The organism is Pseudomonas sp. Tun-23181 (genome assembly GCF_057415455.1).
In genome coordinates this window covers 1,904,022-1,929,778 of the sequence record NZ_CM171630.1, presented here as the reverse complement: position 1 = coordinate 1,929,778, position 25,757 = coordinate 1,904,022, and the positions used below count along the sequence as shown (strand labels likewise).

Genomic DNA, 25,757 nt, shown 5'->3' with positions numbered 1-25,757 from the left:
GAAGGCGATTGTGCTTCTGGAGCCTTACCTCATGCGCACAGGGATGTTTGCGCTCGCGCTCGGGCTGTTGAGCCTGGGCTTTCTGCCGGCCTTGCCATCGGTCGGGTGGCTGCTCGTGCTGGCCCTGGCCGGCCTGGCAGGCCTGTGTACGCGCGGCTGGCCGCTGGGCTGCCTGCTGCTGGGCCTGGCCTGGGCCTGCTGGTCGGCGCAGTTGGCACTGGACGATCGCCTGGCGGCGGAGCTGGATGGCCGCACGCTGTGGCTGGAGGGGCGGGTAACGGGCCTGCCGGCCCAGTCGGGGCGGGCCATGCGCTTCGAGCTGGACGAGGCGGTATCGCGCCGCGCGGGCTTGCCCCGGCGGCTGCAACTGAGCTGGTTCGACGGCCCGCCGGTCAAGGCTGGCGAACGCTGGCGGCTGGCGGTCACGCTCAAGCGCCCCCATGGCCTGCTCAACCCTCATGGCCCAGACCGCGAGGCGAGCTTGCTGGCGCGGCGGGTCGGCGCCACGGGCACGGTCAAGGCCGGGCAGTTGCTGGCACCGGCCACCGGGGCCTGGCGCGATGCCGTGCGCCAGCGTCTGCTGGCGGTGGATGCCCAGGGGCGCGAGGCGGTGCTGGCGGCGCTGGTGCTGGGCGATGGCGCAGGGCTTGCGCGTGAGCAATGGCAGGTGTTGCAGGCCACCGGCACGGTGCACCTGCTGGTGATTTCCGGGCAGCACATCGGCCTGCTGGCTGGGCTGGTGTATGGCCTGGTGGCCGGGGCCGCGCGTCTGGGCGCCTGGCCAAGGCGCTCGCCCTGGCTGCCTTGGGCTTGCGCCCTGGCAATGCTCGCGGCCCTGGGCTATGGCGCATTGGCGGGGTTCCAGGTACCGGTGCAGCGGGCGTGCCTGATGTTGGCGGCCGTGCTGCTGTGGCGCCTGCGTTTTCGCCATCTCGGTGCCTTGTTTCCCTTGCTGCTGGCGCTGGTGGGCGTACTGCTGGTCGAGCCGCTGGCCAGCCTGTTGCCGGGCTTCTGGCTGTCGTTCGCGGCGGTGGCGGTGCTGATCTACTGTTTTGGCGGCCGTCTCGGTGGCTGGCGGCCCTGGCAGGCCTGGAGCCGCGCCCAGTGGGTGATCGCCGTGGGCCTGTTGCCGGCCTTGTTGGCCTTGGGGTTGCCGGTCAGCCTCACCGCCCCGCTGGTCAATCTGCTGGCGGTACCCTGGATAAGCCTGGCCGTGCTACCCCTGGCCCTGCTGGGGACGGCGCTGCTGCCGCTGGCAGGGCTGGGCGAGGCGCTGCTGTGGCTGGCCGGTGGCTTGGTCGATCTGCTGTTTCGCCTGCTGGCCGTGGTGGCGGGCTGGCGCCCGGCCTGGACGCCTCCATCCCTGCCGCTTTGGGCCTGGCTGTTGGTACTCGCCGGGGCGGTGCTGGTGTTGTTGCCTCGGGGCGTGCCTCTGCGTGGCCTGGGGCTGGTCATGCTGCTGGCCCTGTGGGCGCCTAGGGAACAAGTACCGCAGGGCCAGGTGGAGGTCTGGCAGTTGGATGTCGGCCAAGGCCTGGCGGTGCTGCTGCGCACCCGCAACCACAGCCTGCTCTACGATGCCGGCCCCGCCTGGGGCGACACCGACCTGGGCGAGCACGTGGTGTTACCGACCCTGCGCAAGCTGGGGGTGAGTCACCTTGACCTGCTGCTGATCAGCCACGCCCATGCCGACCATGCCGGTGGCGCGCAGGCCATTCATCGCGGCTTGCCGGTTGGCCGCGTGCTCGCTGGCGAGGCGATGGCGTTGCCACAGGCGTTGCAGGCACAAGCGTGCAGCAACGACCAGCGCTGGGAATGGGACGGCGTGCGTTTCTCGCTCTGGCGCTGGCCCGAAGGGCAGGGGAGCAACGATCGCTCCTGCACCTTGCTGGTCGAAGCCCAGGGCGAGCGCCTGCTGTTGGCCGGGGATATCGAGGCGGGTGCCGAACGGGCCTGGCTGGATGCCACCGGTGGGCCGCGTATCGACTGGTTGCAGTCACCGCACCATGGCAGTCGCAGCTCTTCCACCGAGGCTTTCATCCGTGCCACTGCGCCGCGTGGTGTGCTGATCTCGCGGGGGCGGAGCAATGGCTTCGGGCATCCGCACCCGCAGGTCATCGAGCGGTACCGGCGGCATGGGCTGGCGATTCACGATACGGCGGTGGACGGGGCACTGCGGCTGGTACTGGGGCGCCACGGCGAGGTCGAAGGGCTGCGGGCGCAGCGGCGTTTCTGGCGAGAGCCTTTCGGGCTTGCAGCCCGAAGCGACCTCCGGCAGATGAGCCCCCCTCGCGCCTATGGTAGAGTGGCGACCTTTTTCCAAGGGGATGTTCAACGTGTGGGAATTGGTCAAGTCCGGCGGTTGGATGATGCTGCCGATCATTCTGAGCTCCATCGCCGCCATGGCTATCGTCGCCGAACGCCTGTGGACCCTGCGCGCCAGTCGCGTGACCCCGCCGCACCTGCTGGGCCAGGTGTGGATGTGGATCAAGGACAAGCAACTGACCAGTGACAAGCTCAAGGCCTTGCGTGCCGATTCGCCGCTGGGCGAGATCCTCGCCGCGGGCCTGGCCAACTCCCGGCATGGCCGCGAGATCATGAAGGAATGCATCGAGGAGGCCGCCTCGCGGGTCATCCACGAGCTGGAGCGCTACATCAGCACCCTCGGCACCATCGCCGCCATGGCGCCGCTGCTGGGCCTGCTGGGCACGGTGCTGGGCATGATCGACATCTTCAGCGCCTTCATGGGCACGCAGATGACCGCCAATCCCGCGGTGCTCGCCGGTGGTATCTCCAAGGCCCTGGTCACCACCGCCGCTGGCCTGATGGTCGGTATCCCGGCAGTGTTCTTCCACCGCTTCCTGCAGCGGCGCATCGATGAGCTGGTGGTGGGCATGGAGCAGGAGGCGATCAAGCTGGTCGAGGTGCTGCAGGGCGATCGCGAAGTCGAAGTGGCCGGAGGCAAGGCGTGAAATTCCGGCGCAATCGGCAGCGGGAGAACGTCGACATCAACCTGGCGTCGTTGATCGACGTGGTGTTCGTGCTGTTGCTGTTCTTCGTGGTCACCACCACCTTCACCCGCGAGACCCAACTGCGCGTCGAGCTGCCCGAAGCCGCCAGTGCCGAGCAGGCGCCGCCGGAGGAGGGCAAGCGCCTGGAGGTCACCATCAGCGCCGATGGCGTGTACTCGGTCAACAACCACCTGCTGCCCAAGAGCGACCTGACCACCCTGGTCGAGGCGCTGCAACGGGAGTCTGGCGGCGACACCGAATTGCCCCTGGCGATCAGCGCCGACGGCCGTACCCCGCACCAGGCCGTGGTCACCGCGATGGATGCTGCCGGCAAACTCGGCTTCAGCCACTTGCGCATGACCACCGTCGAGGCGGCCCAGGGGACCCCCTGATGGCCTTCGCCGACCGCTTGCTCGCCGCCTGGTACACCGGGCACCCGGCCCTGGCCTTGCTGCGGCCGCTCGAGGCCCTGTACCGGCGTGTGGTGATGCGCAAGCGCGCACGTTTTCTCGAGGGTGGCAGCGCCAGCTACCGCGCACCGGTGCCGGTGATCGTGGTGGGCAACATCACCGTCGGCGGCACTGGCAAGACGCCGATGATCCTCTGGCTGGTCGAGCACTGCCGCCGGCAAGGGCTCAGGGTGGGGGTGGTCAGCCGTGGCTATGGCGCCAAGCCACCCCGCTTGCCTTGGCGCGTCGAGGCCGGCCAAGGCGCCGAACAGGCTGGCGACGAGCCGCTGCTCATCGTCCAGCGCACCGGCGTGCCGCTGATGATCGACCCCGACCGCTCCCGCGCCGTGCAGGCGCTGCTGGCCAGCGAGCCGCTGGACCTGATCCTCTGCGACGATGGCATGCAGCACTATCGCCTGGCCCGTGACCTGGAACTGGTGCTGATCGATGCCGCCCGCGGCCTGGGCAATGGCCGCTGCCTGCCGGCCGGCCCGCTGCGTGAGCCGGCCGAGCGCCTGCTGGAGGCCGACGCCGTGCTGTACAACGGCGCCGAAGCCGACCGCGACAACGGCTTCGCCTTCCGCTTGCAGCCCAGCGCCCTGGTCAACCTGCGCAGCGGCGAGCGCTGCGCCCTCGATCATTTCGCCGCCGGCCAGGCCGTGCATGCCGTGGCCGGCATCGGCAACCCACGGCGTTTCTTCGACACCCTGCAGGGGCTAAACTGGCAGCCGGTGCCGCACCCTTTCGCCGACCATGCGCAGTTCAGCGCCGAAAGCCTGGCCTTCAGCCCGCCGCTGCCGCTGGTGATGACCGAAAAGGATGCGGTGAAATGCCGTGGGTTCGCCAGCGACGACTGGTGGTACCTGGCGGTCGACGCCGTGCCATCGCCAGCCTTCATTGCCTGGTTCGACAGCCAGCTCGCGCGCCTGCTGCCCACGCACCGGCAGCCCTGAATCATCGTCAATTTCCGGCCATTGGCCTCAAGGAAGCTTCCATGGACACCAAACTGCTCGACATCCTGGCCTGCCCGATCACCAAGGGCCCGCTCAAGCTCAGCGCCGACAAGACCGAGCTGATCAGCAAGGGCGCGGGCCTGGCCTACCCGATCCGCGACGGCATCCCGGTGATGCTGGAAAGCGAAGCGCGCACCCTGACCGACGAAGAGCGTCTGGACAAATGAGCCTGAACTTCACCGTGGTGATTCCCGCCCGCCTGCGTTCCACGCGCCTGCCGGGCAAGCCGCTGCTGCCGATCGCCGGCAAGCCGATGGTCCAGCACGTGTGGGAGCAGGCGCGCAAGAGCGGCGCCAGCCGTGTGGTCATCGCCACCGACGATACGAGCATCGTCCAGGCCTGCGAGGCTTTCGGCGCCGAAGTGCTGCTGACCCGCGCCGATCATGAGTCGGGTACCGATCGCCTGGCCGAAGTCGCCGCGCGCCTGGAGCTGCCTGCCGACGCTATCGTGGTCAACGTCCAGGGCGACGAGCCGCTGATCCCGCCGTCGATCATCGACCAGGTGGCGGTGAACCTGGCCTCGCACCCGGAAGCGGGCATCGCCACCCTGGCCGAGCCGATCCACGCGCCGCAAGCCGTGTTCAACCCCAATGCGGTCAAGGTCGTCAGCGACAAGAACGGCCTGGCCCTGACCTTCAGTCGCGCGCCGCTGCCGTGGGCGCGGGATGCCTTCGCCAAGGATCGCGACAGCCTGCCTGAGGCGGTGCCTTACCGCCGGCATATCGGCATGTACGCCTACCGTGTGGGCTTTCTCCAGGACTTCGTCGCCTGGGGCCCCTGCTGGCTGGAGCAGGCCGAGTCGCTGGAGCAGTTGCGTGCCCTGTGGCACGGCGTGCGTATCCATGTCGCCGATGCGCTCGAGGCCCCGGCCGTGGGTGTCGATACCCCCGAAGACCTGGAGCGCGTGCGGCGCTTGCTGGAGGCCTGATGCGCGTTTTGTTCGTCTGCCTGGGCAACATCTGCCGCTCGCCGACCGCCGAAGGCGTGCTGCGTCACCAGCTCGAAGCGGCGGGGCTCGCCGCGCAGGTCCATGTGGCCTCGGCCGGCACCGGTGACTGGCATGTCGGCAAGGCGCCCGACGGCCGTACCTGCCGCGCCGCCCTAGCGCGTGGCTACGACCTGTCGCGCCAGCGTGCCCAGCAGGTCCAGGTGGCCCACTTCGGTGAGTACGACCTGATCCTGGCCATGGACAAGCACAATCTCGGTCATCTGCAGGCCATGCGCCCGCACACCGCGAGCGGCGAGCTCGACCTGTTCCTACGGCGCTACGGCGCCGCCCTGGATGAGGTGCCGGACCCTTACTACGGTGGCGCCGAAGGCTTCGAGCAGGTGCTGGACCTGATCGAGGCCGCCTGCCGAGAGCTGGTCGTGGAAATCAAGGGGCGGCTATGACGGCGTGCTGGCAGGAGCGGGTGTCGCTCAAGCCCTACAACACCTTCGGCATCGATGTAACGGCGCGTTACTTCACCCAGGCGTGCAGCGACGAGGCGATACGCCAGGCCCTGGCCGAGGCAGGCGAGCGGCAGGTGCCGGTGCTGGTGCTCGGCGGTGGCAGCAACCTGCTGCTCACGCGTGACGTCGACGCGCTGGTGCTGCACATGGCCAGCCATGGCCGGCGAGTGTTGCACGACGATGGCGAGCGGGTGGTGGTGGAGGCCGAGGCCGGCGAACCCTGGCACCCCTTCGTGCAGTGGAGCCTGGCGCAGGGTTTCTGCGGTTTGGAGAACCTCAGCCTGATCCCGGGCACCGTGGGCGCCGCGCCGATGCAGAATGTCGGCGCCTATGGGGTCGAGATCAAGGATGTGTTCGCCGGGCTGACCGCGCTGGACCGGGAAACCGGCGAGTTGCGGGACTTCGGCCTGGAGGCGTGCGCCTTTGCCTACCGGGATAGTTTGTTCAAGCGCAACCCGGGGCGTTGGTTGATCCTGCGGGTACGCTTCGCCCTGACGCGTACATTGCAGGCACACCTGGACTACGGGCCGGTGCGTCAGCGCCTGGCTGAGCAGGGTGTCGAGCAGCCGACCGCACAGGCCATCAGCGAAGCCATCTGCAGCATTCGCCGGGAGAAGCTGCCGGACCCTGCCGAGCTGGGCAATGCCGGGAGCTTCTTCAAGAACCCGGTGGTGCCGGCGGCGCTGGCCGAACGGATCCGCTCGCGCTATCCGAACCTGGTGGCCTATCCACAGGCCGACGGCCAGGTGAAGCTGGCGGCGGGTTGGTTGATCGAGCAGGCGGGGTGGAAGGGGTACCGGGAAGGGGATGCGGGGGTGCATCGCTTGCAGTCGCTGGTGCTGGTCAACTATGGCCAGGCGAGCGGGGCGCAGTTGCATGACCTGGCGCGCAGGATCCAGGCCGATATCCTGGAACGGTTCGGTGTCGAGTTGGAGATGGAGCCGAACCTGTATTGACCGAGGCGGCTGCTGCGCAGCCGATCGCCGGCAAGCCGGCTCCCACGGGGTCCTTGTTGTGCTTTCGGTCTTTGGTTTCCCCGATGAAAAAGCCCCGCCAGTTCGCACTGGCGGGGCTTTTTCATTCAGCCGATGGCATCAACCGTGGTGAGGCTTGTGCTCCTCGGTGGTTTCCAGGGGCTGTTGCTCGGCCACTTCCGGTTGCTCGGCCGCAGGCGCTTGCTGCTCGATAGCTTCGGGCTGGGCCTCCTGCTGGGCCGCCGCCTGGGCAGCGGCGGCAGCGGCGGCGGCCGCTGCTGCAGCTTCGGCCTCGCGCTTGCGACGACGCACTTCACGCGGGTCGTTCGGGGCGCGGCCGTTGGGCAGCATCACGGTGGCGGGCTCGGCCGGGGCTGGGGCTTCGGCTGGGGTTGGCTCGGCGGCGGCCGGGGAGGCCTCGGTCACTTCCGGCGTGGCCTCGACGACAGCGGCTGGTTGCTCGACGACTGGCGTCTCGACCGGCGCCTGCTCGGCGACCACTGCTGGCTCGGCTTCACCGCCTTCGACCGCAGGCGCCTGCTCGACAGCTTCAGCTTCGGTAACGGGCTGCGGCACGACTTCGACCACTGGCTCGGCGCTTGGCTCGACCACGGCGACAGGTTCGCTGACCGGCTGCTCGACCACTGGGGCGGCGGCGGTTTCCTCGGCCTGGGCAGCCTGTTCGGCTGGCTGGCTGACGGTTTCGGCCTCGCGGGTAACGGCAGTGGCGAGCTCTGCCTGCTGGTTGGCCTGGGCCTCGGCTTCGGCGCTGATGTTGCTGCTGGCGACGGCAGCGGTCACGGCCAGGCCGGCAGCCAGTTCGGCACCCAGCTCGGTGGCCTTGTGTGGCTGTGGCTGCTGCTCGCCGCTGGCTTCTTCCTCGCCACCTTCGATCAGCTCGCCATTGGCGTTGCGCTGGCGTTCGCGGCGGTTGCTGCGACGACGCTGGCCACGGGAGCGGCGGCGTGGGCGTTCGCCATCGGTGCCTTCCTGTTGTTCGTCCTGCAGCAGTTCCTCGTTCGGCAGTTGCTCCTCGGCCGCTTCGGCAGCCTGCTCGGCAGCGCGTGGCTGACGTTCTTCACGTGGCGGACGTGGCTGGCGCTCTTCGCGCTCGACACGTTCTTCGCGTGGCGCACGCTCTTCACGCGGTGCACGTTCCTCACGTGGAGCACGTTCTTCGCGCGGTGCGCGTTCCTCGCGTGGGGCGCGCTCTTCACGGGGCGCACGCTCCTCGCGTGGTGCGCGTTCTTCACGTGGCGCACGCTCCTCGCGGGTTACGCGCTCTTCGCGCGGTGCGCGTTCCTCACGTGGGGCGCGCTCTTCACGGGGCTGGCGCTCCTCGCGGGCGGCAGGGGCTGCATCCAGCGGCTCGCGCAGTTCGCGAACGCGTTCCTCGCGGTTGCCGCGACGGTCTTCGCGTGGCTGGCGCGGCTGGCGCTCCTCGCGTGGTGCACGTTCTTCACGCGGGGCACGCTCTTCACGCGCCTGGCGCTCCTCGCGCGGGGCGCGCTCGCTGCGCTCTTCGCGTGGCTTGCGGTCTTCCTCGCGGCGACCACCGCGGTTGCGGCTCTGCTGGCGGCCGTTGCGGCGCTCCTCGTTGCGCTGCGTGCGCTCGGTGGTGGGCTTGGCGGGGGTGGCGGCCGGTGCGGCGGCAGGCTCTTCCTTGCCGGCGAACAGGCTGACCAGGGATTTCACCAGGCCCTTGAACAGGCTCGGCTCGGGAACGCTGGGCGCGGCTGCGACCGGCGCGGCGGGCTGTTGCTCGGGCGTGCTCGGCAGCGGTGCATTGGCGCGGGCCGGCGCGGTCTTGACCGCAGCTTCCTGGCGAACCAGGGTGCGGGTCGCGGTCGGCTGGGGCGCTTCTTCCGTTTCGGCGGCGGCGATCTCGTAGCTGGACTGGCTGTTCAGCACGTCCGGGTTGTCGTCGCGCAGGCGCTGGACTTCGAAGTGCGGGGTTTCCAGGTGATCGTTCGGCAGGATGATGATGCGCGCACGGGTGCGCAGTTCGATCTTGGTGATCGAGTTGCGCTTTTCGTTCAGCAGGAAGGCGGCGACCGGGATCGGCACCTGGGCGCGAACCTCGGCGGTGCGGTCCTTCAGGGCCTCTTCCTCGATCAGACGCAGGATCGCCAGGGACAGCGACTCGACGTCACGGATGATGCCGGTGCCCGAGCAGCGCGGGCAGACGATGCCGCTGCTTTCGCCGAGCGATGGGCGCAGGCGCTGGCGGGACATCTCCAGCAGGCCGAAGCGCGAGATGCGGCCGACCTGCACGCGGGCACGGTCGGCCTCGAGGCATTCGCGCACGCGCTCTTCCACGGCGCGCTGGTTCTTCGCCGGGGTCATGTCGATGAAGTCGATGACGATCAGGCCGCCGATGTCGCGCAGGCGCAGCTGGCGGGCGATTTCCTCGGCCGCTTCCAGGTTGGTCTGCAGGGCGGTTTCCTCGATGTCGCTACCCTTGGTGGCGCGCGCCGAGTTGATGTCGATGGACACCAGGGCCTCGGTCGGGTCGATGACGATCGAGCCGCCCGATGGCAGGTCGACCACGCGCTGGAAGGCGGTCTCGATCTGGCTTTCGATCTGGAAACGGTTGAACAGCGGGACGCTGTCCTCGTACAGCTTGACCTTGCTGGCGTACTGCGGCATCACCTGGCGGATGAAGGTCAGGGCTTCTTCCTGGGCGTCGATGCTGTCGATCAGCACCTCGCCGATGTCCTGGCGCAGGTAGTCGCGGATGGCGCGGATGATGACGTTGCTTTCCTGGTAGATCAGGAAAGGCGCGGCGCGGTCCTGGGAGGCTTCCTTGATGGCGGTCCACAGCTGCAGGAGGTAGTCGAGGTCCCACTGCATTTCTTCGCTGCTGCGGCCAAGGCCGGCGGTGCGCACGATCAGGCCCATGTCGGCGGGGACGGTCAGGCCGTTGAGGGCCTCGCGCAGTTCGTTGCGCTCCTCGCCTTCGATGCGGCGGGAGATACCGCCGGCGCGGGGGTTGTTGGGCATCAGCACCAGGTAGCGGCCAGCCAGGCTGATGAAGGTGGTCAGGGCGGCGCCTTTGTTGCCGCGCTCTTCCTTCTCGACCTGGACGATGACTTCCTGGCCCTCGCTCAGCACTTCCTTGATGTTGACGCGGCCTTCGGGGGCCTTCTTGAAGTACTCGCGGGAGATTTCCTTCAGCGGCAGGAAGCCGTGGCGTTCGGAACCGAAGTCGACGAAAGCCGCTTCGAGGCTGGGTTCGATCCGGGTGATCTTGCCTTTGTAGATGTTGGCCTTTTTCTGCTCACGCGCGCCGGACTCGATGTCCAGGTCGTAGAGACGTTGGCCGTCCACCAGGGCTACACGCAACTCTTCGGGTTGAGTCGCGTTAATCAGCATTCTTTTCATGTTGTACCGTCGGTTTCCGGGCTGCCGGAAACGGCGTTCGGCACACACGACTTCTCATGGTCGGTGCCAAGGTGCGCAAAGGGTGGCGGGCCACCCCCGTGTCCAGCGACGTTCGGCACCAGCCGGTTGCCCAGCCTGCCGTGGTCGCGACGACGCGTCCTGATTTGCTGCATGTGCACTCAGTTCAGGAGGAGGAATCAGCCAGGGGGCCGTGGACGCCCGTGGGCATCTGGAAAACAGCGGGTCCGCTCGCCAGGCCGTTGTCAGAAGGCCGGTGGCCGGATGCCGTGCTACACGGTCCGAGGTCTGTGCATCTCCACCCTGCACGTATCCCTGATAATTCGGGTGCTGCCGCGCGCTGAATCCGCAACGGGTTGCATTTTTCGCGAGCTCCACGTCGGGAGCTGGCGCATTCATGTCCAAGGCAGATGTTTCCGAAGCATTCGCCAGGTTGCGCGGAAGCGACGGTGGCGGGCAGAGGCGCGGCGAAAAAGAACAGGGAAGGAGGTGAAACACCGCACTCGTCGTTTTTTTTCGGTCTTCTCTACTCGGCGCTGGTGGCGATTCCAGGCATTTCGGTAAACTGGCGAAAACCCCGTCGGACGGCCTCGCGTCCTCGAGAATTGCGTTGGTCAGGGGCCGGCGTGGAGCCATGTGCCGCTGGCCTGCCGCTTTTGGCGGCGTTCGCGACTATAGCAGTAATGATTAAGTGCTTCAATTCCATAAAAAATTGTTATGATCCATCCATGACGACCAATACCCCCCCGACTTCCGGCGTTCAGCTGATCGAAGTCGCGCCGGAGCTTGCCGGCCAGCGCATCGACAATTTCCTCATCACGGCCCTCAAGGGCGTGCCCAAGACCCTGGTGTACCGCATCCTGCGCAAGGGCGAAGTGCGGGTGAACAAGGGCCGGATCAAGCCCGAGTACAAGCTCCAGGCCGGCGATATCGTGCGGGTACCGCCCGTCCGCTTGCCCGAGCGCGACGAGCCGGTGCCGGTGGCCCAGGGGCTGCTGCAGCGCCTGGAGGCGGCCATCGTCTACGAGGACAAGGCGCTGATCGTGCTCAACAAGCCTGCCGGCATCGCCGTGCACGGCGGCAGCGGCCTGAGCTTCGGGGTGATCGAGGCGCTGCGCCAGCTGCGCCCGGACGCCAAGGAGCTGGAGCTGGTCCATCGCCTGGATCGCGACACCTCCGGCCTGCTGATGATCGCCAAGAAACGCAGCATGCTGCGCCACCTGCACGCGGCCTTGCGTGGCGACGGCGTCGACAAGCGCTACATGGCCCTGGTGCGCGGCCATTGGCCCACGTCGAAGAAACAGGTCAGCGCGCCGTTGCAGAAGAGCAACCTGCGCTCGGGCGAGCGCATGGTCGAGGTCAACGACGAGGGCAAGGAGGCGTTGACCCTGTTCCGGGTGCTGCGCCGCTTCGGTGATTTCGCCACCCTGGTCGAGGCGCGTCCGGTGACCGGGCGTACCCACCAGATCCGCGTGCATACCCTGCATGCCGGGCACAGCATCGCCGGTGACAGCAAGTACGGCGACGAGGATTTCACCCGGGAACTGCGCGATCTGGGCGGCAAGCGCTTGTTCCTGCATGCTTATGCGCTGACCGTGCCGCTGCCTGACGGCGGCGAGCTCAAGCTCGAGGCCCCGGTGGACGACATGTGGGCCAGGACCGTGGAGCGCCTGAGTGCGACCTGACTTTTCATGAAAAAGAGCTACGAGCTGTTGATTTTCGACTGGGACGGAACCCTGGCCGACTCCATTGGGCGCATCGTCCTGGCCATGAACGCCGCGGCCGAGCGCGCCGGGGAGGCCCCGAGCGACGAGCGGGCGATCAAGGGCATTATCGGCCTGGCTCTGGGCGAGGCCATCGCCACCCTCTATCCGCACCTCGATGCTGTCCAGGTCGAGGTGTTTCGCCAGCACTACGCTGACATCTACATGGCCCTGGACCAGCAGCCGTCGCCGCTGTTCGACGGCGTGGTCGAGTCGCTGGAGGCCTTCCGTGCCGAGGGCTATCGCCTGGCGGTGGCCACCGGCAAGGCGCGCCGCGGCCTGGATCGTGTGCTCAAGGCCAACGGCTGGGAAGGCTACTTCGACATCACTCGCGCCGCCGACGAGACCCGTGGCAAGCCCCATCCACTGATGTTGGAGGAGATCCTCGCCCACTGTCGGGTCGAACCGCGGCAGGCGCTGATGGTCGGAGATTCGGCATTCGACCTGCAGATGGCCAGCAATGCTGGCATGCACTCGGTCGCGGTGGGCTATGGCGCGATGTCGCTGCAGGCCCTGAGCGAGTTCGGGCCGCAGGTGTGCATCGATCATTTTTCACAGTTGCGCGAGTGGCTGGCCGCTACGCGCAGCGCCACTTCCAAGGTAGGTGAGCATGGCTGACGAGTGGAAAGCGCCCGAGCCCGATGACGGCGAGGAGCGCAAGAGCTGGAAACTGCTGGAGAAGACCCTGCTGGCGGGCGTCCAGGAACAGCGTCGGGCGCGGCGCTGGGGCATCTTCTTCAAACTGCTGACCTTCGTCTACCTGTTCGGTGTGCTGGTGCTGTTCACGCCGCTGATGGACATGGACAAGGCTACTTCGCGCAGTGCCAGCCATACGGCGCTGGTCGAGGTGCGCGGGATGATCGCCGACCAGGAGCCTGCCAGCGCGGACAACATCATCAAGAGCCTGCGCGCAGCGTTCAAGGATCCCAAGACCAAGGCCGTGGTCATGCGTGTCAACAGCCCGGGTGGCAGCCCGGTGCAGGCGGGCTATGTCTATGACGAGATCCGGCGCCTGCGGGCCGAGTATCCGGCGATCAAGCTCTACGCGGTGATCGCCGACCTGGGGGCTTCGGGCGCCTACTACATCGCCAGTGCGGCGGACGACATCTATGCCGACAAGGCCAGCCTGGTCGGCTCCATCGGCGTCACCGCGGCCGGGTACGGTTTCGTCGGTGCCATGGAAAAGCTCGGTGTGGAGCGGCGTACCTATACCGCTGGCGAGCACAAGGCCTTCCTCGACCCCTTCTCGCCGCAGAAGCCGGAAGAGACCGAGTTCTGGCAAGGGGTGCTCGACACCACCCATCGCCAGTTCATCGCCATGGTCAAGCAGGGGCGGGGCGAGCGGCTCAAGGACAAGGAGCACCCAGAGCTGTTCAGTGGGCTGATCTGGTCGGGCGAGCAGGCCAAGGCGCTGGGGTTGGTGGATGGCCTGGGCAGTGCCGGTTATGTGGCGCGTGAAGTGGTGGGCGAGAAGGAGCTGGTGGACTTCACCGTCCAGGAGTCGCCGTTCGACCGCTTCTCCAAGCGCCTGGGCGCCAGCGTGGCTGAACGCCTGGCCATGTGGATGGGGTTCCAGGGGCCTTCGTTGCGCTGAGGGCGCGTCGCTGGCCTTGCGGTGCCTGTGAGATCGAGTGCTGCCCGCGCTGTGCTCGATCTCACAGGCGCCAGAGATCCTGAGCCAGGCTAGGGAATCACCACGCCTTCCTTGGTCAGCATATCCACCAACCTGATCAGTGGCAGGCCAATCAGGCTGGTCGCATCACACCCATGGGTGCTCCGGAACAAGCTCACCCCCAGACCCTCCGCCTTGAAACTGCCAGCGCAGTCCAGCGGCTGCTCCGCCGTCACATAGCGCTCCACCCGCTCCCGGTCCAGTTCACGCAGTGTCACGGTAAACGGCACGCAGTCGACCTGGCATTCCCCGGTGGCGCTGTTCAGCAGTGCCAGTCCGGTCAAAAAGCTCACCTGCTGCCCGCTGCATTCCAACAATTGCTCGCAGGCGCGCTCGAAGGTATGAGGCTTGCCGAGGATCTGCTCGCCGAGCACCGCCACCTGGTCGGAGCCGATGATCAGGTGCCCGGGGTGACTGCCCGCCAGCGCCTCGGCTTTTTGCCTGGCCAGCCGGCGCACCAGTTCCACGGCGGGCTCGTCATCCAGGCGGCGCTCGTCTATGTCGGGGGTTGCCCAGGTAAAAGGCAGGCGCAGGCGCTCGAGCAGTTCGCGCCGGTAAGGGGAGCTGGAAGCCAGTAACAGGGGAAGCATGGTAGACTCCTGGTCAGATGAGCCGATTCTAACATGGCAGATGCCGCCGAATTTCCTTTGACAGGGGCGGGGGGCATCCCTAGAATGCTGCGCCTATGTTGAATGACCCGATTCCACCTCACGTTGACCCGCGCAAATTGGCCGATCGTGGCGTAACCCTCCAGGGTTCGCTGCAACTCGCTGATTTGGAAAGACTCTGCGACCCGCTGTCCGACGATGTCGGTACGGTGCAGGCGAAGTTCGATTTTGAGCGAGACGAGCAAGGCGTTGTGGTGTTCCACAGCGAACTCGATGTCGAAGTCAAGATGGTTTGCCAGCGTTGTCTTGAGCTGGTCACCCTGCCGATTCACAGCGAGTGTACCTACGCTGTGGTGAAGGAGGGTGCGAATACCCAGTCGTTGCCGAAAGGCTATGACGTGCTGGAACTGGGCGAAGATCCTTTGGATCTGCAGGCACTGATCGAGGAGGAGCTCTTGCTCGCCTTGCCCATCGTGCCTGCTCATCATCCGGAAGAATGCCAGCAGCCGGCGGGCGCCGACGAGCCCGAACCGAGCAAGGACGAGGTATCGCGGTCCAACCCGTTCAGTGTCTTGGCGCAGTTAAAGCGTGACCCAAACGTTTAGGAGTTAATCAATTATGGCTGTTCAGCAGAACAAAAAATCCCGCTCTGCCCGCGACATGCGCCGTTCCCACGACGCCCTGTCGGAAAACGCGCTGTCGGTAGAGAAGAGCACCGGTGAAGTACACCTGCGCCACCACGTTTCGCCAGAAGGCGTATACCGTGGTCGCAAAGTGATCGACAAGGGCGCCGACGAGTAATCCTTGTCCGCTCAGATCATCGCGATCGACGCAATGGGCGGGGACTTCGGTCCCCGCAGCATTGTCCAGGCAAGCATTGCCTGCCTTTCGGCTACCCCCTCGCTGCACCTGACCCTCGTCGGTCAACCTTCCTTTCTCGAAGAGCTCGTCAGCGGCCTACCGGCTGCGGATCGTGCGCGCCTGCAAATCGTTGGGGCGAGCGAGGTGGTGGGTATGGACGAGCGGCCGTCCCAGGCGTTGCGCGGCAAGCCTGACTCGTCGATGCGCGTCGCCCTGGAGTTGGTGCGTGACGGCAAGGCGCAGGCCTGCGTGAGCGCCGGCAATACCGGTGCACTGATGGCCCTGTCGCGCTTCGTGCTCAAGACCCTGCCGGGCATCGACCGGCCGGCCATGGTGGCCGCGATCCCGACCCAGGCAGGCTACTGCCAACTGCTCGACCTGGGTGCCAACGTCGATTGCAGTGCCGAGAACCTCTACCAGTTCGCCGTGATGGGCTCGGTGGCCGCGCAGGCCCTGGGTATCCATCGTCCGCGCGTGGCGCTGCTCAATGTCGGTACCGAGGACATCAAGGGCAACCAGCAGGTCAAGCTGGCCGCCAGCCTCCTGCAGAATGCCCGTGGCCTCAACTATATAGGCTTCGTCGAGGGCGACGGCCTGTATCGCGGCGAGGCGGACGTGGTGGTCTGCGATGGGTTCGTCGGCAATATCCTGCTCAAGTCCAGCGAAGGCCTGGCGACCATGATCGGTGTGCGTATCGAGGCGCTGTTCAGGAGCGGGCTGCTCGCCCGTGCCGCCGGTGCGCTGGCCATGCCGCTGCTCAAGCGCCTGCAGGCCGACCTGGCGCCGGCGCGACACAATGGCGCGAGTTTTCTCGGCCTGCAGGGTATCGTCATCAAGAGCCATGGCTCGGCGGGGGTGCAGGGTTTCCAGAGCGCCATCCAGCGGGCGCTGATCGAGATCCAGGAGAACCTGCCGCAACGGCTGCATGGTCGCCTGGAAGATCTCTTGCTTTAATTCCCGCCGTGAAGTGGTTAAATGTGACCGCTTGGTCCCTTTTCCCATCCAAGTGTTCAGTTTCCGCGTCCAGCCCCGGGCTCGACGCACCCTATCCGACGACAAGATCATAAGGGCTTGTTCAATGTCTGCATCCCTCGCATTCGTCTTTCCCGGTCAAGGTTCCCAGTCGCTGGGCATGCTCGCCGAACTCGGCGCAGAGAAGCCGGTAATCGTCGAGACCTTCAAGGAAGCCTCCGAGGCCCTGGGCTACGACCTGTGGAAGCTGGTCCAGCAAGGTCCGGAAGAACAACTCAACCAAACCGACAAGACCCAGCCGGCGATCCTCACCGCCTCCATCGCCCTGTGGCGCCTGTGGCTGGAGGAGGGCGGCGCACGCCCGGCATTCGTCTCCGGCCACAGCCTGGGTGAATACAGTGCGCTGGTTGCCGCTGGCAGCCTGAGCCTGAAGGACGCCGTTCGCCTGGTCGAGCGCCGTGGTCAGCTGATGCAGGAAGCCGTACCGGCAGGCCATGGCGCCATGGCGGCGATCCTGGGCCTGGACGACGCCGACGTGGTGGCCATCTGTGCCGAAGCGGCCGAGGACGAAGTGGTCAGCGCGGTCAATTTCAACTCCCCTGGCCAGGTGGTCATCGCCGGCAACAAGGCTGCGGTGGACCGTGCCATCGAGCTGTGCAAGGCCAAGGGCGCCAAGCGCGCGCTGCCGCTGGCGGTCAGCGTGCCGTCGCACTGTGCCTTGATGAAGCCGGCCGCCGAGCGCTTCGCCGAGGCGGTCAACGCCATCGAGTGGAAGGCTCCGCAGATCCCGGTGGTGCAGAACGTCACCGCCGCGGTCGCCGCCAGCCTCTACGCCCTCAAGCAAGACCTGCTGGCGCAGCTGTACCAGCCGGTGCGTTGGGTGGAATGCGTGCAGACCCTGGCCGCCAACGGTGCGCTCAACCTGGTCGAGTGCGGCCCGGGCAAGGTCCTGGCTGGCCTGAACAAGCGTTGCGCCGACGGCGTGACCACCTACAACCTCAATACCCCTGACGCTGTCGCCGCCACCCGTGCGGCGCTGGCCTGAACTAGGAGAAGCTTGCATGAGCCTGCAAGGTAAAGTTGCATTGGTCACTGGCGCGAGCCGTGGCATCGGCCAGGCCATCGCCCTCGAACTGGGCCGCCAGGGCGCGACCGTGATCGGCACCGCCACCTCGGCCTCGGGTGCCGAGCGCATCGCTGCCACCCTCAAGGAGCACGGCATCGCCGGTACCGGTATGGCGCTGAACGTGACCAGCGACGAGTCGGTCACCGCGGTCCTCAATGCGATCCAGGAACAGTTCGGCGCGCCGGCCATCCTGGTCAACAACGCCGGTATCACCCGCGACAACCTGATGCTGCGCATGAAGGATGACGAGTGGTTCGACGTGGTCGACACCAACCTCAACAGCCTCTACCGTCTGTCCAAGGGCGTGCTGCGTGGCATGACCAAGGCGCGTTGGGGCCGTATCATCAGCATCGGCTCCGTGGTCGGTGCCATGGGCAACGTCGGCCAGGTCAACTACGCCGCCGCCAAGGCCGGCCTGGAAGGCTTCAGCCGCGCCCTGGCGCGTGAAGTCGGCTCGCGTGGCATCACCGTCAACTCGGTGGCCCCGGGCTTCATCGACACCGACATGACCCGCGAGCTGCCAGAAGCGCACCGCGAGGGCCTGTTGAGCCAGATTCCGCTGGGCCGCCTGGGCCAGGCCGAGGAGATCGCCAAGGTGGTTTCCTTCCTGGCATCCGACGGTGCAGCCTACGTCACCGGCGCCACCGTGCCGGTGAACGGCGGGATGTACATGTAAAACTGCAACTCAATGTGACGGATTGCTTCAAAAAAGAGTCATACACGGAGCCTAAAATCCGTTATAAAGCTGCAACCAGATTCCGGGCAGAGGGTCGGGTGACTTGGTGGAAGGCGCGTTCCGCTTGAAAAGCAGGCGTCTTCCTATAAACTTGGTCACCGGCCAGCTGCCTGACATATGTCCATTAGGAGTGAAAACTAGGTATGAGCACCATCGAAGAACGCGTCAAGAAAATCGTCGCCGAGCAACTGGGCGTCAAGGAAGAGGAAGTGACTGCCGAGAAGTCCTTCGTCGATGACCTGGGTGCCGATTCGCTTGACACCGTTGAGCTGGTGATGGCTCTGGAAGAGGAATTCGAGACCGAAATCCCTGACGAAGAAGCCGAGAAGATCACTACCGTTCAAGCTGCTATCGACTACGTCAAAAGCCACCAGGCCTAAGATGCAGTAGTCGACGCTTCTTGTCGGGAAAAACCGCACTGCCTTTGCCGGCGTGCGGTTTTTTCTTTGCGAGCGCCGAGGGCCTGTTGCCATTTCATTCCCTCAACGTGAATGCAATGGCAAGAGACTCTAGTTATTAGAAGAGGAGAGTACTGTGTCGCGTAGACGCGTCGTGGTCACCGGTATGGGTATGTTGTCGCCACTGGGTACCGATGTACCGAGCACTTGGCAAGGCATTCTGGCTGGCCGCAGTGGCATCGGTCCGATCGAGCATACGGACCTGTCTGCCTACTCCACCCGTTTTGGCGGCTCGGTGAAGGGCTTCGATGTCGAGCAATACCTGTCGGCCAAGGAAGCCCGCAAGCTCGACCTGTTCATCCAGTACGGCCTGGCGGCCGGTTTCCAGGCGGTGCGCAACGCCGGCCTGGAAATCTCCGACGCCAACCGTGAGCGCATCGGCGTGGCCATGGGCTCGGGCATCGGCGGCCTGACCAACATCGAGGACACCAGCCGGACCTTGCACGAGCAGGGCCCGCGGCGGATCTCGCCGTTCTTCGTACCGGGTTCGATCATCAACATGATCTCCGGCTTCCTGTCGATCCACCTGGGTCTGCAGGGGCCCAACTACGCCATTTCCACCGCTTGCACCACTGGCACCCACTGCATCGGCATGGCCGCGCGCAATATCGCCCATGGCGAGGCCGATGTGATGATCGCCGGTGGCGCCGAGATGGCCGCCTGTGGCCTGGGCATGGGGGGCTTCGGCGCTTCCCGTGCGCTGTCGACCCGCAATGACGAGCCGGCCCGCGCCAGCCGTCCGTGGGACAAGGGCCGTGATGGCTTCGTGCTGTCCGATGGCGCCGGTGCCCTGGTGCTCGAGGAACTCGAGCATGCCAAGGCCCGTGGCGCGACCATCTATGCCGAGCTGGTCGGTTTCGGCATGAGCGGCGATGCCTTCCACATGACCTCGCCGCCCGAGGACGGTGCCGGCGCTGCCCGTTGCATGGCCAACGCCTTGCGCGATGCTGGCCTTGCGCCGGAAGCGGTCAGCTACATCAATGCCCACGGCACCTCGACGCCTGCGGGCGATTTGGCCGAAGTGGCGGCGATCAAGCAGGTGTTCGGCGAACATGCCTACAAGCTGGCGGTCAGCTCCACCAAGTCGATGACCGGCCACCTGCTGGGCGCAGCCGGCGCGGTGGAGGCGATCTTCAGCGTGCTGGCGATCAACAGCCAGATGGCGCCACCGACCATCAACCTGGACGAGCCGGACGAAGGCTGTGACCTGGACTTCGTACCGCACGAGGCACGCAGCATGCCGATCGACGTGGTGCTGTCCAACTCCTTCGGCTTCGGTGGGACCAACGGTTCGCTGGTATTCCGCCGGTTCGTTGGCTGATGCACAGCTGGATCGACGGCCAGGAGGCGACTGCGGTCAACCTGCAGAACCGCGGCCTGGCCTATGGCGATGGCCTGTTCGAGACCATCGCCGTGCGTGGCGGCAGGCCGAGCCTGCTCACCCAGCATCTCGATCGCCTGGCGCTGGGTTGCCAGCGCCTGGCGATCGAGCTCGACCTGGCGCTGGTGCGTGACGAAGTCGTGCGCTATGCCAGCCTGCTCGGCGACGGCGTGGCCAAGCTGATCCTCACCCGTGGCGATAGCCTGCGTGGCTACGCACCTGCCGTGGGTGCCATGCCCCGGCGTATCCTCCAGGGCAGCCCTCTGCCGGCCTATCCCCGTGAGCATGCCGAACACGGCGTGCGCCTGTTCGCCTGCCAGACTCGTCTGGCGGAACAACCGTTGCTGGCTGGGCTCAAACACCTGAACCGCCTGGAACAGGTGCTGGCCCGTGGCGAATGGCAGGATGGCGAGCATGCCGAAGGGTTGATGCGCGACATGCGCGGGCGGCTGATCGAAGGGGTGTACAGCAACCTGTTCCTGGTGCACGACGGCGTGTTGCTGACGGCCGACCTGAGCCGCTGCGGCGTGGCGGGCGTCATGCGCGCGGCGTTGCTGGAGCAGGCGACGGCGCTCGGCATCCCGGTGCAGGTGCGCGACCTCGAGCTGGCGGAGCTTGCGCGAGCCGACGAAGTGTTTCTGTGCAACAGCGTCTATGGCGTGTGGCCGGTGCGCGAGTTCGCCGCGCTGAAGCTCGGCTGGTCGCCAGGCCCGCTCACCCGTAAACTGCAGGCCGTTGCCCGTACGTTACTGGATATCTGAATTCGTGAGACGCAAATTCCTGCTGCTGCTGGAAATGGGCCTGATCCTCGCCGGTCTGGCCTTGGGCTGGGGGGCCTGGAAGGTCTACACCGTCCTGGAGCAGCCCCTGCACGTGACGCAGGAGCGCCTGCTCGACGTGCCCAGTGGCACCACCCCCAATCGCATGTTCTATCGCATGCAGGGCGAAGGCCTGCTCGAGGATGCCCTCTGGCTGCGCCTGTACTGGCGCTTCAACATGGCCGGTACCCCATTGCACACCGGCGAGTACCGCCTCACGCCGGGCATGACCGTGCACGACCTGTTCGAGGCCTGGCGCCGGGGCGACGTGGTGCAGTACAACCTGACCCTGGTCGAGGGCTGGACCTTCCGCCAGGTGCGCGCGGCCGTCGCCAAGCATGAAAAGATCAAGCATACCCTCGGCGGCTTGTCCGACTCGGAAGTGATGGATCGGCTCGGCCACACCGGCGTGTTTCCCGAGGGCCGCTTCTTCCCCGACACCTACCGTTTCGTGCGGGGCATGAGCGACGTCGAGCTGTTGCAGCAAGCCTACATGCGCCTGGAAGAGGTGCTGGCCAAGGAGTGGGCCGCACGGGCCAGCGGCTTGCCGTATCGCGATCCGTACCAGGCGCTGATCATGGCCTCGCTGGTGGAGAAGGAAACCGGTATTCCCCAGGAGCGTGGGCAGATCGCCGGCGTGTTCGTGCGCCGCCTGCGCCTTGGCATGATGCTGCAGACCGACCCGACGGTGATCTACGGCATGGGCGAGCGCTACAACGGCAGGATCACCCGTGCCGACCTGCGCGAGCCGACGCCCTACAACACCTACACCATGACCGGCCTGCCGCCGACGCCGATCGCCATGGTCGGTCGCGAGGCCATCCATGCCGCGCTGAACCCGGCCGATGGCAGCAGCCTGTACTTCGTCGCCCGTGGTGACGGCAGCCATGTGTTCTCCGACGACCTGGACGACCACAATACGGCGGTACGTGAATACCAGCTCAAGCGTCGTGCGGACTACCGTTCCAGCCCGGCGCCCCAGGCGCAGCCGGAGGAGGGCGGGCAGGTCGCGCCCTCCGAGCCGCCGGCCGAGACCGGCGAGCCCCCGGCCACCGGCCCGGCGGACGCGGGCGACGAGCCTGCCACCGAATCCGCGCCGGCCGAGCCGCCGGCACCTGACGAACAACAGTAAGGACTGCCCGTGAGCGGTTTGTTTATTACCCTGGAAGGCCCCGAAGGCGCGGGCAAGAGCACCAATCGCGAGTACCTGGCCGAGCGCCTGCGCGAGCAGGGCGTGGACGTGGTGCTGACCCGTGAGCCCGGCGGCACGCCGCTGGCCGAGCGAATCCGCGAGCTGCTGCTGGCGCCGAGCGACGAATGCATGGCTGCCGACACCGAGCTGCTGCTGGTCTTCGCTGCCCGCGCCCAGCACCTGGCCGAGGTCATTCGCCCGGCGCTGGCCCGTGGTGCCGTGGTGCTGTGCGATCGTTTCACCGATGCCACCTACGCCTACCAGGGCGGTGGCCGCGGCCTGCCGCAGGCGCGTATCGCCACCCTGGAGCACTTCGTCCAGGGCGAACTGCGCCCCGACCTGACCCTGGTCTTCGACCTGCCGGTCGAAGTCGGCCTGGCCCGTGCCGCCGCGCGGGGGCGCCTGGACCGGTTCGAGCAGGAAGGCCAGGCCTTCTTCGAGGCGGTGCGCCAGGCCTACCTCGCGCGTGCCCGCCGTGAACCCCAGCGCTACAGCCTGTTGGACGCCGCGCAGCCGTTGGAGGCCGTGCAGCGCGCCATCGATGGCCTGCTGCCGGGGATCCTGGAGCGCTGCCGTGGCTGACGCCTATCCCTGGCAGCAGGCGCTCTGGCAACAGTTGGCCGGCCGTGCCCGGCACGCCCATGCCTACCTGCTGCACGGGCCCCAGGGGATCGGCAAGCGTGCCCTGGCCGAGCGCCTGATGGCCCGGCTGCTGTGCCAGCAACCCCAGGGGGTGGATGCCTGCGGGCAGTGCAAGTCCTGCCTGTTGCTCAAGGCGGGCAGCCATCCGGACAACTTCGTGCTGGAGCCGGAAGACACCGACAAGCCGATCAAGATCGACCAGGTCCGTGAGCTGGTGTCCTTCGTGGTGCAGACGGCCCAGTTGGGCGGGCGCAAGGTGGTCCTGATCGAGCCGGTCGAGGCCATGAACGTCAATGCCTCCAACGCCCTGCTCAAGAGCCTGGAGGAGCCCTCCGGCGATACCGTGCTGCTGCTGGTCAGCCACCAGCCTAGCCGCTTGTTGCCGACTATCAAGAGCCGCTGCCAGCAGGTTGCCTGCCCGCAGCCCAGCCTGGCCCAGAGCAAGGCCTGGCTGGCGGATGCCTTGCCCGAGAGCGACGAGGCCGAGCGTGACGAGTTGCTGACCTTGGCCGCAGGCTCGCCGCTGATGGCCGTGAGCTTGCAGGCCCAGGGCATACGCGAGCAGCGGGCGCTGGTCACCGAGGGCGTCAAGAAGTTGCTCAAGCAGCAGCAATCGCCCAGCCAGTTGGCCGAAGCCTGGAGCAGCGTCCCGTTGTTGCTGCTGTTCGACTGGTTCTGCGACTGGTCGCACCTGATCCTGCGTTATCAATTGACCCAGGATGAACAGGGGCTAGGCTTGGCCGATATGCGCAAGGTCCTGCAATACCTGGCGCAGAAGAGCCGGCAGGGCCGGGTGCTGGAGGTCCAGGCGTGGATCCTCGAGCAGCGCCAGAAGGTGCTGGCCAAGGCCAACCTCAATCGCGTGCTGTTGCTGGAAGCCTTGCTGGCCCATTGGCTGCAGTTGCCGGGCTCCCGTTGATCTTTCCTTTCGTTTCCTTCACGTGTGTCGTCATCCCATGCTCGTAGATTCCCATTGCCACCTCGACCGTCTTGACCTGAGTGCCCACCAGGGCTCCCTCGATGCCGCCCTGCAGGCCGCCCGTGAGCGGGGCGTCGGGCATTTCCTGTGCATCGGCGTGAGCGCCGATAACGCCGATGCGGTCAAGGCGCTGAGCGAGCGCTATGCCGATGTCGACTGCTCGGTGGGCGTGCATCCGCTGGACCTGGCGCCGGGCGAGACACCGGCGCTGGCGTGGCTGCTGGGCGAGCTCGCCCATCCTCACGTGGTGGCGATCGGCGAGACCGGGCTGGACTATCACTACGAGCCGGAGGCCGCCGAGTTGCAGCAGGCCTCCTTCCGCCTGCACCTGGAGGCGTCGCGGCAGACCGGCAAGCCGGTGATCGTCCATACTCGCGCAGCGCGGGCCGACACCTTGGCGCTGCTGCGCGAGGCCAGCCTGCCCCAGGCCGGGGTGCTGCACTGCTTCACCGAGGACTGGGACATGGCCCGCGCGGCGCTGGACCTGGGCTACTACATCTCGCTGTCGGGCATCGTCACCTTCCGCAACGCCGATGCCCTGCGCGATGTCGCCCGCCAGGTGCCGGCCGACCGCCTGCTGGTGGAAACCGATTCGCCCTACCTGGCGCCCATCCCGTACCGTGGCAAGCCGAACCTGCCGCAGTACGTACGCGAAGTGGCCGAGTACGTGGCCTCGCTGCGCGGCGTCAGCTATGAGCAGTTGGCGCAGCAGACCACCGCCAACTTCAAGCGGCTGTTTCCGCTGGCGCGGGTTGCCGGCTGAGTTTGCAGGCCGCTCTGTGTGAGCGGTATAGCCATTACTCGGGCCGCTTCGCGCCCCAACGGTGTAACCCGACGCAGTGGCCTGATCGCAGGCAAAAAAAACCCGGGTTCTGGGGGGGGAATCCGGGTTAAGACCATTAGGAGTAAAACAAAGGTACCGCGGTCCCTGGGCACCTTTATTGGCGTGCCACTTGGGGGGATGCGCCACGCCAACACTCCAAGTATTGGTCAGCTTTGGCACAGTGCCAGCGACAACTGGTCGTTTTTTAAACAGATTTGGAATACGCCTGGGATGCATCCGGCCATCAACGCATGGCCAGCGCGCGGACTTGCTGGATCGCTTCGTCGATCGAGCGCTCTTCTGTATGGAAATGCGGCGAAAAACGCACACCCGACCCGCGCAGCGCACAGATCGTCCGCTCGGCGGTGAGTGCCCGGTAGATATCCTCACTGTCGTGCCCATGCAGGCTGAAGGTCACGATACCGGCCCGTCGCGCCGGGTTTGCCGGGCTGTGCAGGCGCACGCCAGGAATCGCCGCCAACCCTTGGTGCAATTGCTCGATGCGTTGCTCCAGGTGGCGCGCCACCACGTCCATGCCGACGTCTTCCAGCAGCGACAGGCTCGCCTCCAGCGCACAGGCGCCCAGCATGTTCGGGCTGCCGCACTCGAACCGCCGGGCGCTGCGCGCCGGTTGCCACTGACGGCGCTCGAAATCGCCCAGATGCTCGAGCATGTGCCAGCCATAGGCGTTGAGCTTCAGGCGCGGGCGCAGTTCGGCGCGGCAGTAGAACATCCCCAGGCCCTCGGGGCCGAGCATCCACTTGTGGCCATCGGCCATGGCGAAGTCGCACTGGTAGCGCTGCACGTCGAAGGGCAGGGCGCCGACCTGCTGGATGGCATCGACGCAGAACAGCACACCCCTTGCCCGACAGGCCTGGCCGAGCCGGGCCAGGTCCAGGCGCAGGCCGCTGGCGAACTGCACGGCGCTGACCGCCAGCAGCCGGGCCCGCTCGCCGCAGGCGGCAAGCAGGGCGGCCTCCGGGTCGGTGCCGGCGAGGCTCACCGGGATCACCTGTACGCCGCGGTCGGCCAAGGCTTCCCAGACCACTCGGTTGGAGGGGAACTCCTCGTCGCTGATCACCACCTGGTCGCCCACCTGCCAGTCGAGGCCGAAGGCCACCAGGGAGAGCGCCTCGGACGTGCTCTTGACCAGGGCGATGTCCGCGCGCGACGGCGCATTGACCAGGCGGGCCAGGCGTTCGCGCAGGCGCCGCTCGGTATCCAGCCAGCGTGGGTACTGGCTGGCGCCCAGCTGCACGCTGTCGCGGGCGAAACGGGCCACCGCCTCGCCGGCCCGCCGTGGCCAGGGGGCGACGGCGGCGTGATTCAGGTAGCGCAGGCCCGGCGCCAGGTCGAACTCATCGTGAAACATAGACATGCTTGGATGATCCGTGCAATTTGCTGCAAGTTAGGCATAATAAACCG

At 66.6% G+C, this 25,757-nt stretch carries 25 protein-coding genes and 1 pseudogene; 23 read left to right on the top strand and 3 right to left on the bottom strand.

Annotation, left to right across the window (positions count from 1 at the left end; translation table 11 throughout):
* Positions 1–31: 31 nt before the first annotated feature.
* From ACDI39_RS09430 to murB, 8 genes and pseudogenes are all read left to right on the top strand, one after another.
* Positions 32–2,242, top strand: a pseudogene (locus ACDI39_RS09430) (DNA internalization-related competence protein ComEC/Rec2); the annotation flags it as partial.
* A 94-nt stretch (positions 2,243–2,336) separates the two neighbouring features.
* Positions 2,337–2,972, top strand: a complete 636-nt coding sequence (locus tag ACDI39_RS09425) for a MotA/TolQ/ExbB proton channel family protein (protein WP_410045865.1) — start codon at positions 2,337–2,339, stop codon at positions 2,970–2,972.
* Entirely contained in the window at positions 2,969–3,403 is a 435-nt protein-coding gene (locus ACDI39_RS09420) for an ExbD/TolR family protein (RefSeq protein ID WP_225787065.1), read from the top strand. The genes ACDI39_RS09425 and ACDI39_RS09420 overlap by 4 nt, the downstream gene beginning before the upstream one ends.
* A complete protein-coding gene (gene lpxK / locus ACDI39_RS09415; RefSeq protein WP_368816584.1) occupies positions 3,403–4,413 on the top strand; it encodes a tetraacyldisaccharide 4'-kinase in 1,011 nt (336 codons plus the stop codon). The genes ACDI39_RS09420 and lpxK overlap by 1 nt, the downstream gene beginning before the upstream one ends.
* 41 nt (positions 4,414–4,454) lie before the next feature.
* Complete coding sequence (locus ACDI39_RS09410) at positions 4,455–4,640, top strand: Trm112 family protein (protein ID WP_011532874.1); 186 nt, start codon at positions 4,455–4,457, stop codon at positions 4,638–4,640.
* Positions 4,637–5,401 (top strand): 3-deoxy-manno-octulosonate cytidylyltransferase, encoded by a 765-nt coding sequence (kdsB, locus tag ACDI39_RS09405; protein ID WP_225787063.1) that lies wholly within the window; start codon positions 4,637–4,639, stop codon positions 5,399–5,401. Before ACDI39_RS09410 ends, kdsB begins: the two co-directional genes overlap by 4 nt.
* Positions 5,401–5,865: a low molecular weight protein-tyrosine-phosphatase gene (locus ACDI39_RS09400; RefSeq protein WP_225787062.1), complete on the top strand. Its 465-nt coding sequence runs from the start codon at positions 5,401–5,403 to the stop codon at positions 5,863–5,865. The genes kdsB and ACDI39_RS09400 overlap by 1 nt, the downstream gene beginning before the upstream one ends.
* On the top strand, positions 5,862–6,881 hold the full coding sequence (gene murB / locus ACDI39_RS09395) for a UDP-N-acetylmuramate dehydrogenase (protein WP_225787061.1): 1,020 nt from the start codon (positions 5,862–5,864) through the stop codon (positions 6,879–6,881). Before ACDI39_RS09400 ends, murB begins: the two co-directional genes overlap by 4 nt.
* A 138-nt stretch (positions 6,882–7,019) precedes the next feature.
* Here the strand turns inward: murB and rne are convergent, their stop codons facing one another.
* Positions 7,020–10,283, bottom strand: coding sequence for a ribonuclease E (gene rne, locus ACDI39_RS09390; RefSeq protein WP_486538471.1), 3,264 nt, complete (start codon positions 10,281–10,283; stop codon positions 7,020–7,022).
* Positions 10,284–11,029: 746 nt separating this feature from the next.
* Here rne and rluC point away from each other — a divergent pair.
* The 3 genes from rluC to ACDI39_RS09375 are packed head-to-tail and all read left to right on the top strand — an operon-like array spanning position 11,030 to position 13,658.
* Positions 11,030–11,986, top strand: a complete 957-nt coding sequence (gene rluC / locus ACDI39_RS09385) for a 23S rRNA pseudouridine(955/2504/2580) synthase RluC (RefSeq protein ID WP_225787059.1) — start codon at positions 11,030–11,032, stop codon at positions 11,984–11,986.
* A 6-nt stretch (positions 11,987–11,992) separates the two neighbouring features.
* Positions 11,993–12,682, top strand: coding sequence for an HAD family hydrolase (locus ACDI39_RS09380; RefSeq protein WP_225787058.1), 690 nt, complete (start codon positions 11,993–11,995; stop codon positions 12,680–12,682).
* A complete protein-coding gene (locus tag ACDI39_RS09375) occupies positions 12,675–13,658 on the top strand; it encodes a S49 family peptidase (RefSeq protein ID WP_486538468.1) in 984 nt (327 codons plus the stop codon). Before ACDI39_RS09380 ends, ACDI39_RS09375 begins: the two co-directional genes overlap by 8 nt.
* Positions 13,659–13,747: 89 nt before the next feature.
* Here the strand turns inward: ACDI39_RS09375 and ACDI39_RS09370 are convergent, their stop codons facing one another.
* Complete coding sequence (locus tag ACDI39_RS09370; RefSeq protein ID WP_225787056.1) at positions 13,748–14,326, bottom strand: Maf family protein; 579 nt, start codon at positions 14,324–14,326, stop codon at positions 13,748–13,750.
* Positions 14,327–14,421: 95 nt separating this feature from the next.
* On the opposite strand from ACDI39_RS09370, the gene ACDI39_RS09365 reads away from it, so the two are divergent.
* The 12 genes from ACDI39_RS09365 to ACDI39_RS09310 all read left to right on the top strand — a co-directional run bounded on the left by ACDI39_RS09365 (position 14,422) and on the right by ACDI39_RS09310 (position 24,272).
* Positions 14,422–14,949: a YceD family protein gene (locus tag ACDI39_RS09365; protein ID WP_225787055.1), complete on the top strand. Its 528-nt coding sequence runs from the start codon at positions 14,422–14,424 to the stop codon at positions 14,947–14,949.
* 13 nt (positions 14,950–14,962) lie between these two features.
* Positions 14,963–15,145, top strand: coding sequence for a 50S ribosomal protein L32 (rpmF, locus tag ACDI39_RS09360; protein ID WP_008096416.1), 183 nt, complete (start codon positions 14,963–14,965; stop codon positions 15,143–15,145).
* A 3-nt stretch (positions 15,146–15,148) separates the two neighbouring features.
* The gene (gene plsX, locus ACDI39_RS09355; RefSeq protein WP_262923643.1) at positions 15,149–16,159 is read left to right on the top strand and encodes a phosphate acyltransferase PlsX; all 1,011 of its coding nucleotides are present in this window, start codon (positions 15,149–15,151) and stop codon (positions 16,157–16,159) included.
* Between the two features lie 124 nt (positions 16,160–16,283).
* On the top strand, positions 16,284–17,222 hold the full coding sequence (fabD, locus tag ACDI39_RS09350) for an ACP S-malonyltransferase (protein ID WP_225787054.1): 939 nt from the start codon (positions 16,284–16,286) through the stop codon (positions 17,220–17,222).
* A gap of 16 nt (positions 17,223–17,238) precedes the next feature.
* Complete coding sequence (gene fabG / locus ACDI39_RS09345) at positions 17,239–17,979, top strand: 3-oxoacyl-ACP reductase FabG (RefSeq protein WP_225787053.1); 741 nt, start codon at positions 17,239–17,241, stop codon at positions 17,977–17,979.
* A 203-nt stretch (positions 17,980–18,182) separates the two neighbouring features.
* On the top strand, positions 18,183–18,419 hold the full coding sequence (acpP, locus tag ACDI39_RS09340; RefSeq protein WP_043214413.1) for an acyl carrier protein: 237 nt from the start codon (positions 18,183–18,185) through the stop codon (positions 18,417–18,419).
* A 154-nt stretch (positions 18,420–18,573) separates the two neighbouring features.
* Positions 18,574–19,818: a beta-ketoacyl-ACP synthase II gene (gene fabF / locus ACDI39_RS09335; RefSeq protein ID WP_225787052.1), complete on the top strand. Its 1,245-nt coding sequence runs from the start codon at positions 18,574–18,576 to the stop codon at positions 19,816–19,818.
* Positions 19,818–20,639: an aminodeoxychorismate lyase gene (gene pabC, locus ACDI39_RS09330; protein WP_225787051.1), complete on the top strand. Its 822-nt coding sequence runs from the start codon at positions 19,818–19,820 to the stop codon at positions 20,637–20,639. Before fabF ends, pabC begins: the two co-directional genes overlap by 1 nt.
* Positions 20,640–20,643: 4 nt before the next feature.
* Complete coding sequence (gene mltG, locus ACDI39_RS09325) at positions 20,644–21,828, top strand: endolytic transglycosylase MltG (protein WP_225787050.1); 1,185 nt, start codon at positions 20,644–20,646, stop codon at positions 21,826–21,828.
* Positions 21,829–21,837: 9 nt separating this feature from the next.
* Positions 21,838–22,470, top strand: coding sequence for a dTMP kinase (gene tmk, locus ACDI39_RS09320; protein ID WP_225787049.1), 633 nt, complete (start codon positions 21,838–21,840; stop codon positions 22,468–22,470).
* On the top strand, positions 22,463–23,449 hold the full coding sequence (locus ACDI39_RS09315) for a DNA polymerase III subunit delta' (protein WP_253080437.1): 987 nt from the start codon (positions 22,463–22,465) through the stop codon (positions 23,447–23,449). Before tmk ends, ACDI39_RS09315 begins: the two co-directional genes overlap by 8 nt.
* 37 nt (positions 23,450–23,486) lie before the next feature.
* The gene (locus ACDI39_RS09310; RefSeq protein ID WP_225787047.1) at positions 23,487–24,272 is read left to right on the top strand and encodes a TatD family hydrolase; all 786 of its coding nucleotides are present in this window, start codon (positions 23,487–23,489) and stop codon (positions 24,270–24,272) included.
* 304 nt (positions 24,273–24,576) lie between these two features.
* On the opposite strand, the gene ACDI39_RS09305 is transcribed toward ACDI39_RS09310, so the two are convergent.
* Positions 24,577–25,710, bottom strand: a complete 1,134-nt coding sequence (locus ACDI39_RS09305; RefSeq protein WP_225787046.1) for an aminotransferase class V-fold PLP-dependent enzyme — start codon at positions 25,708–25,710, stop codon at positions 24,577–24,579.
* Positions 25,711–25,757: the final 47 nt, after the last annotated feature.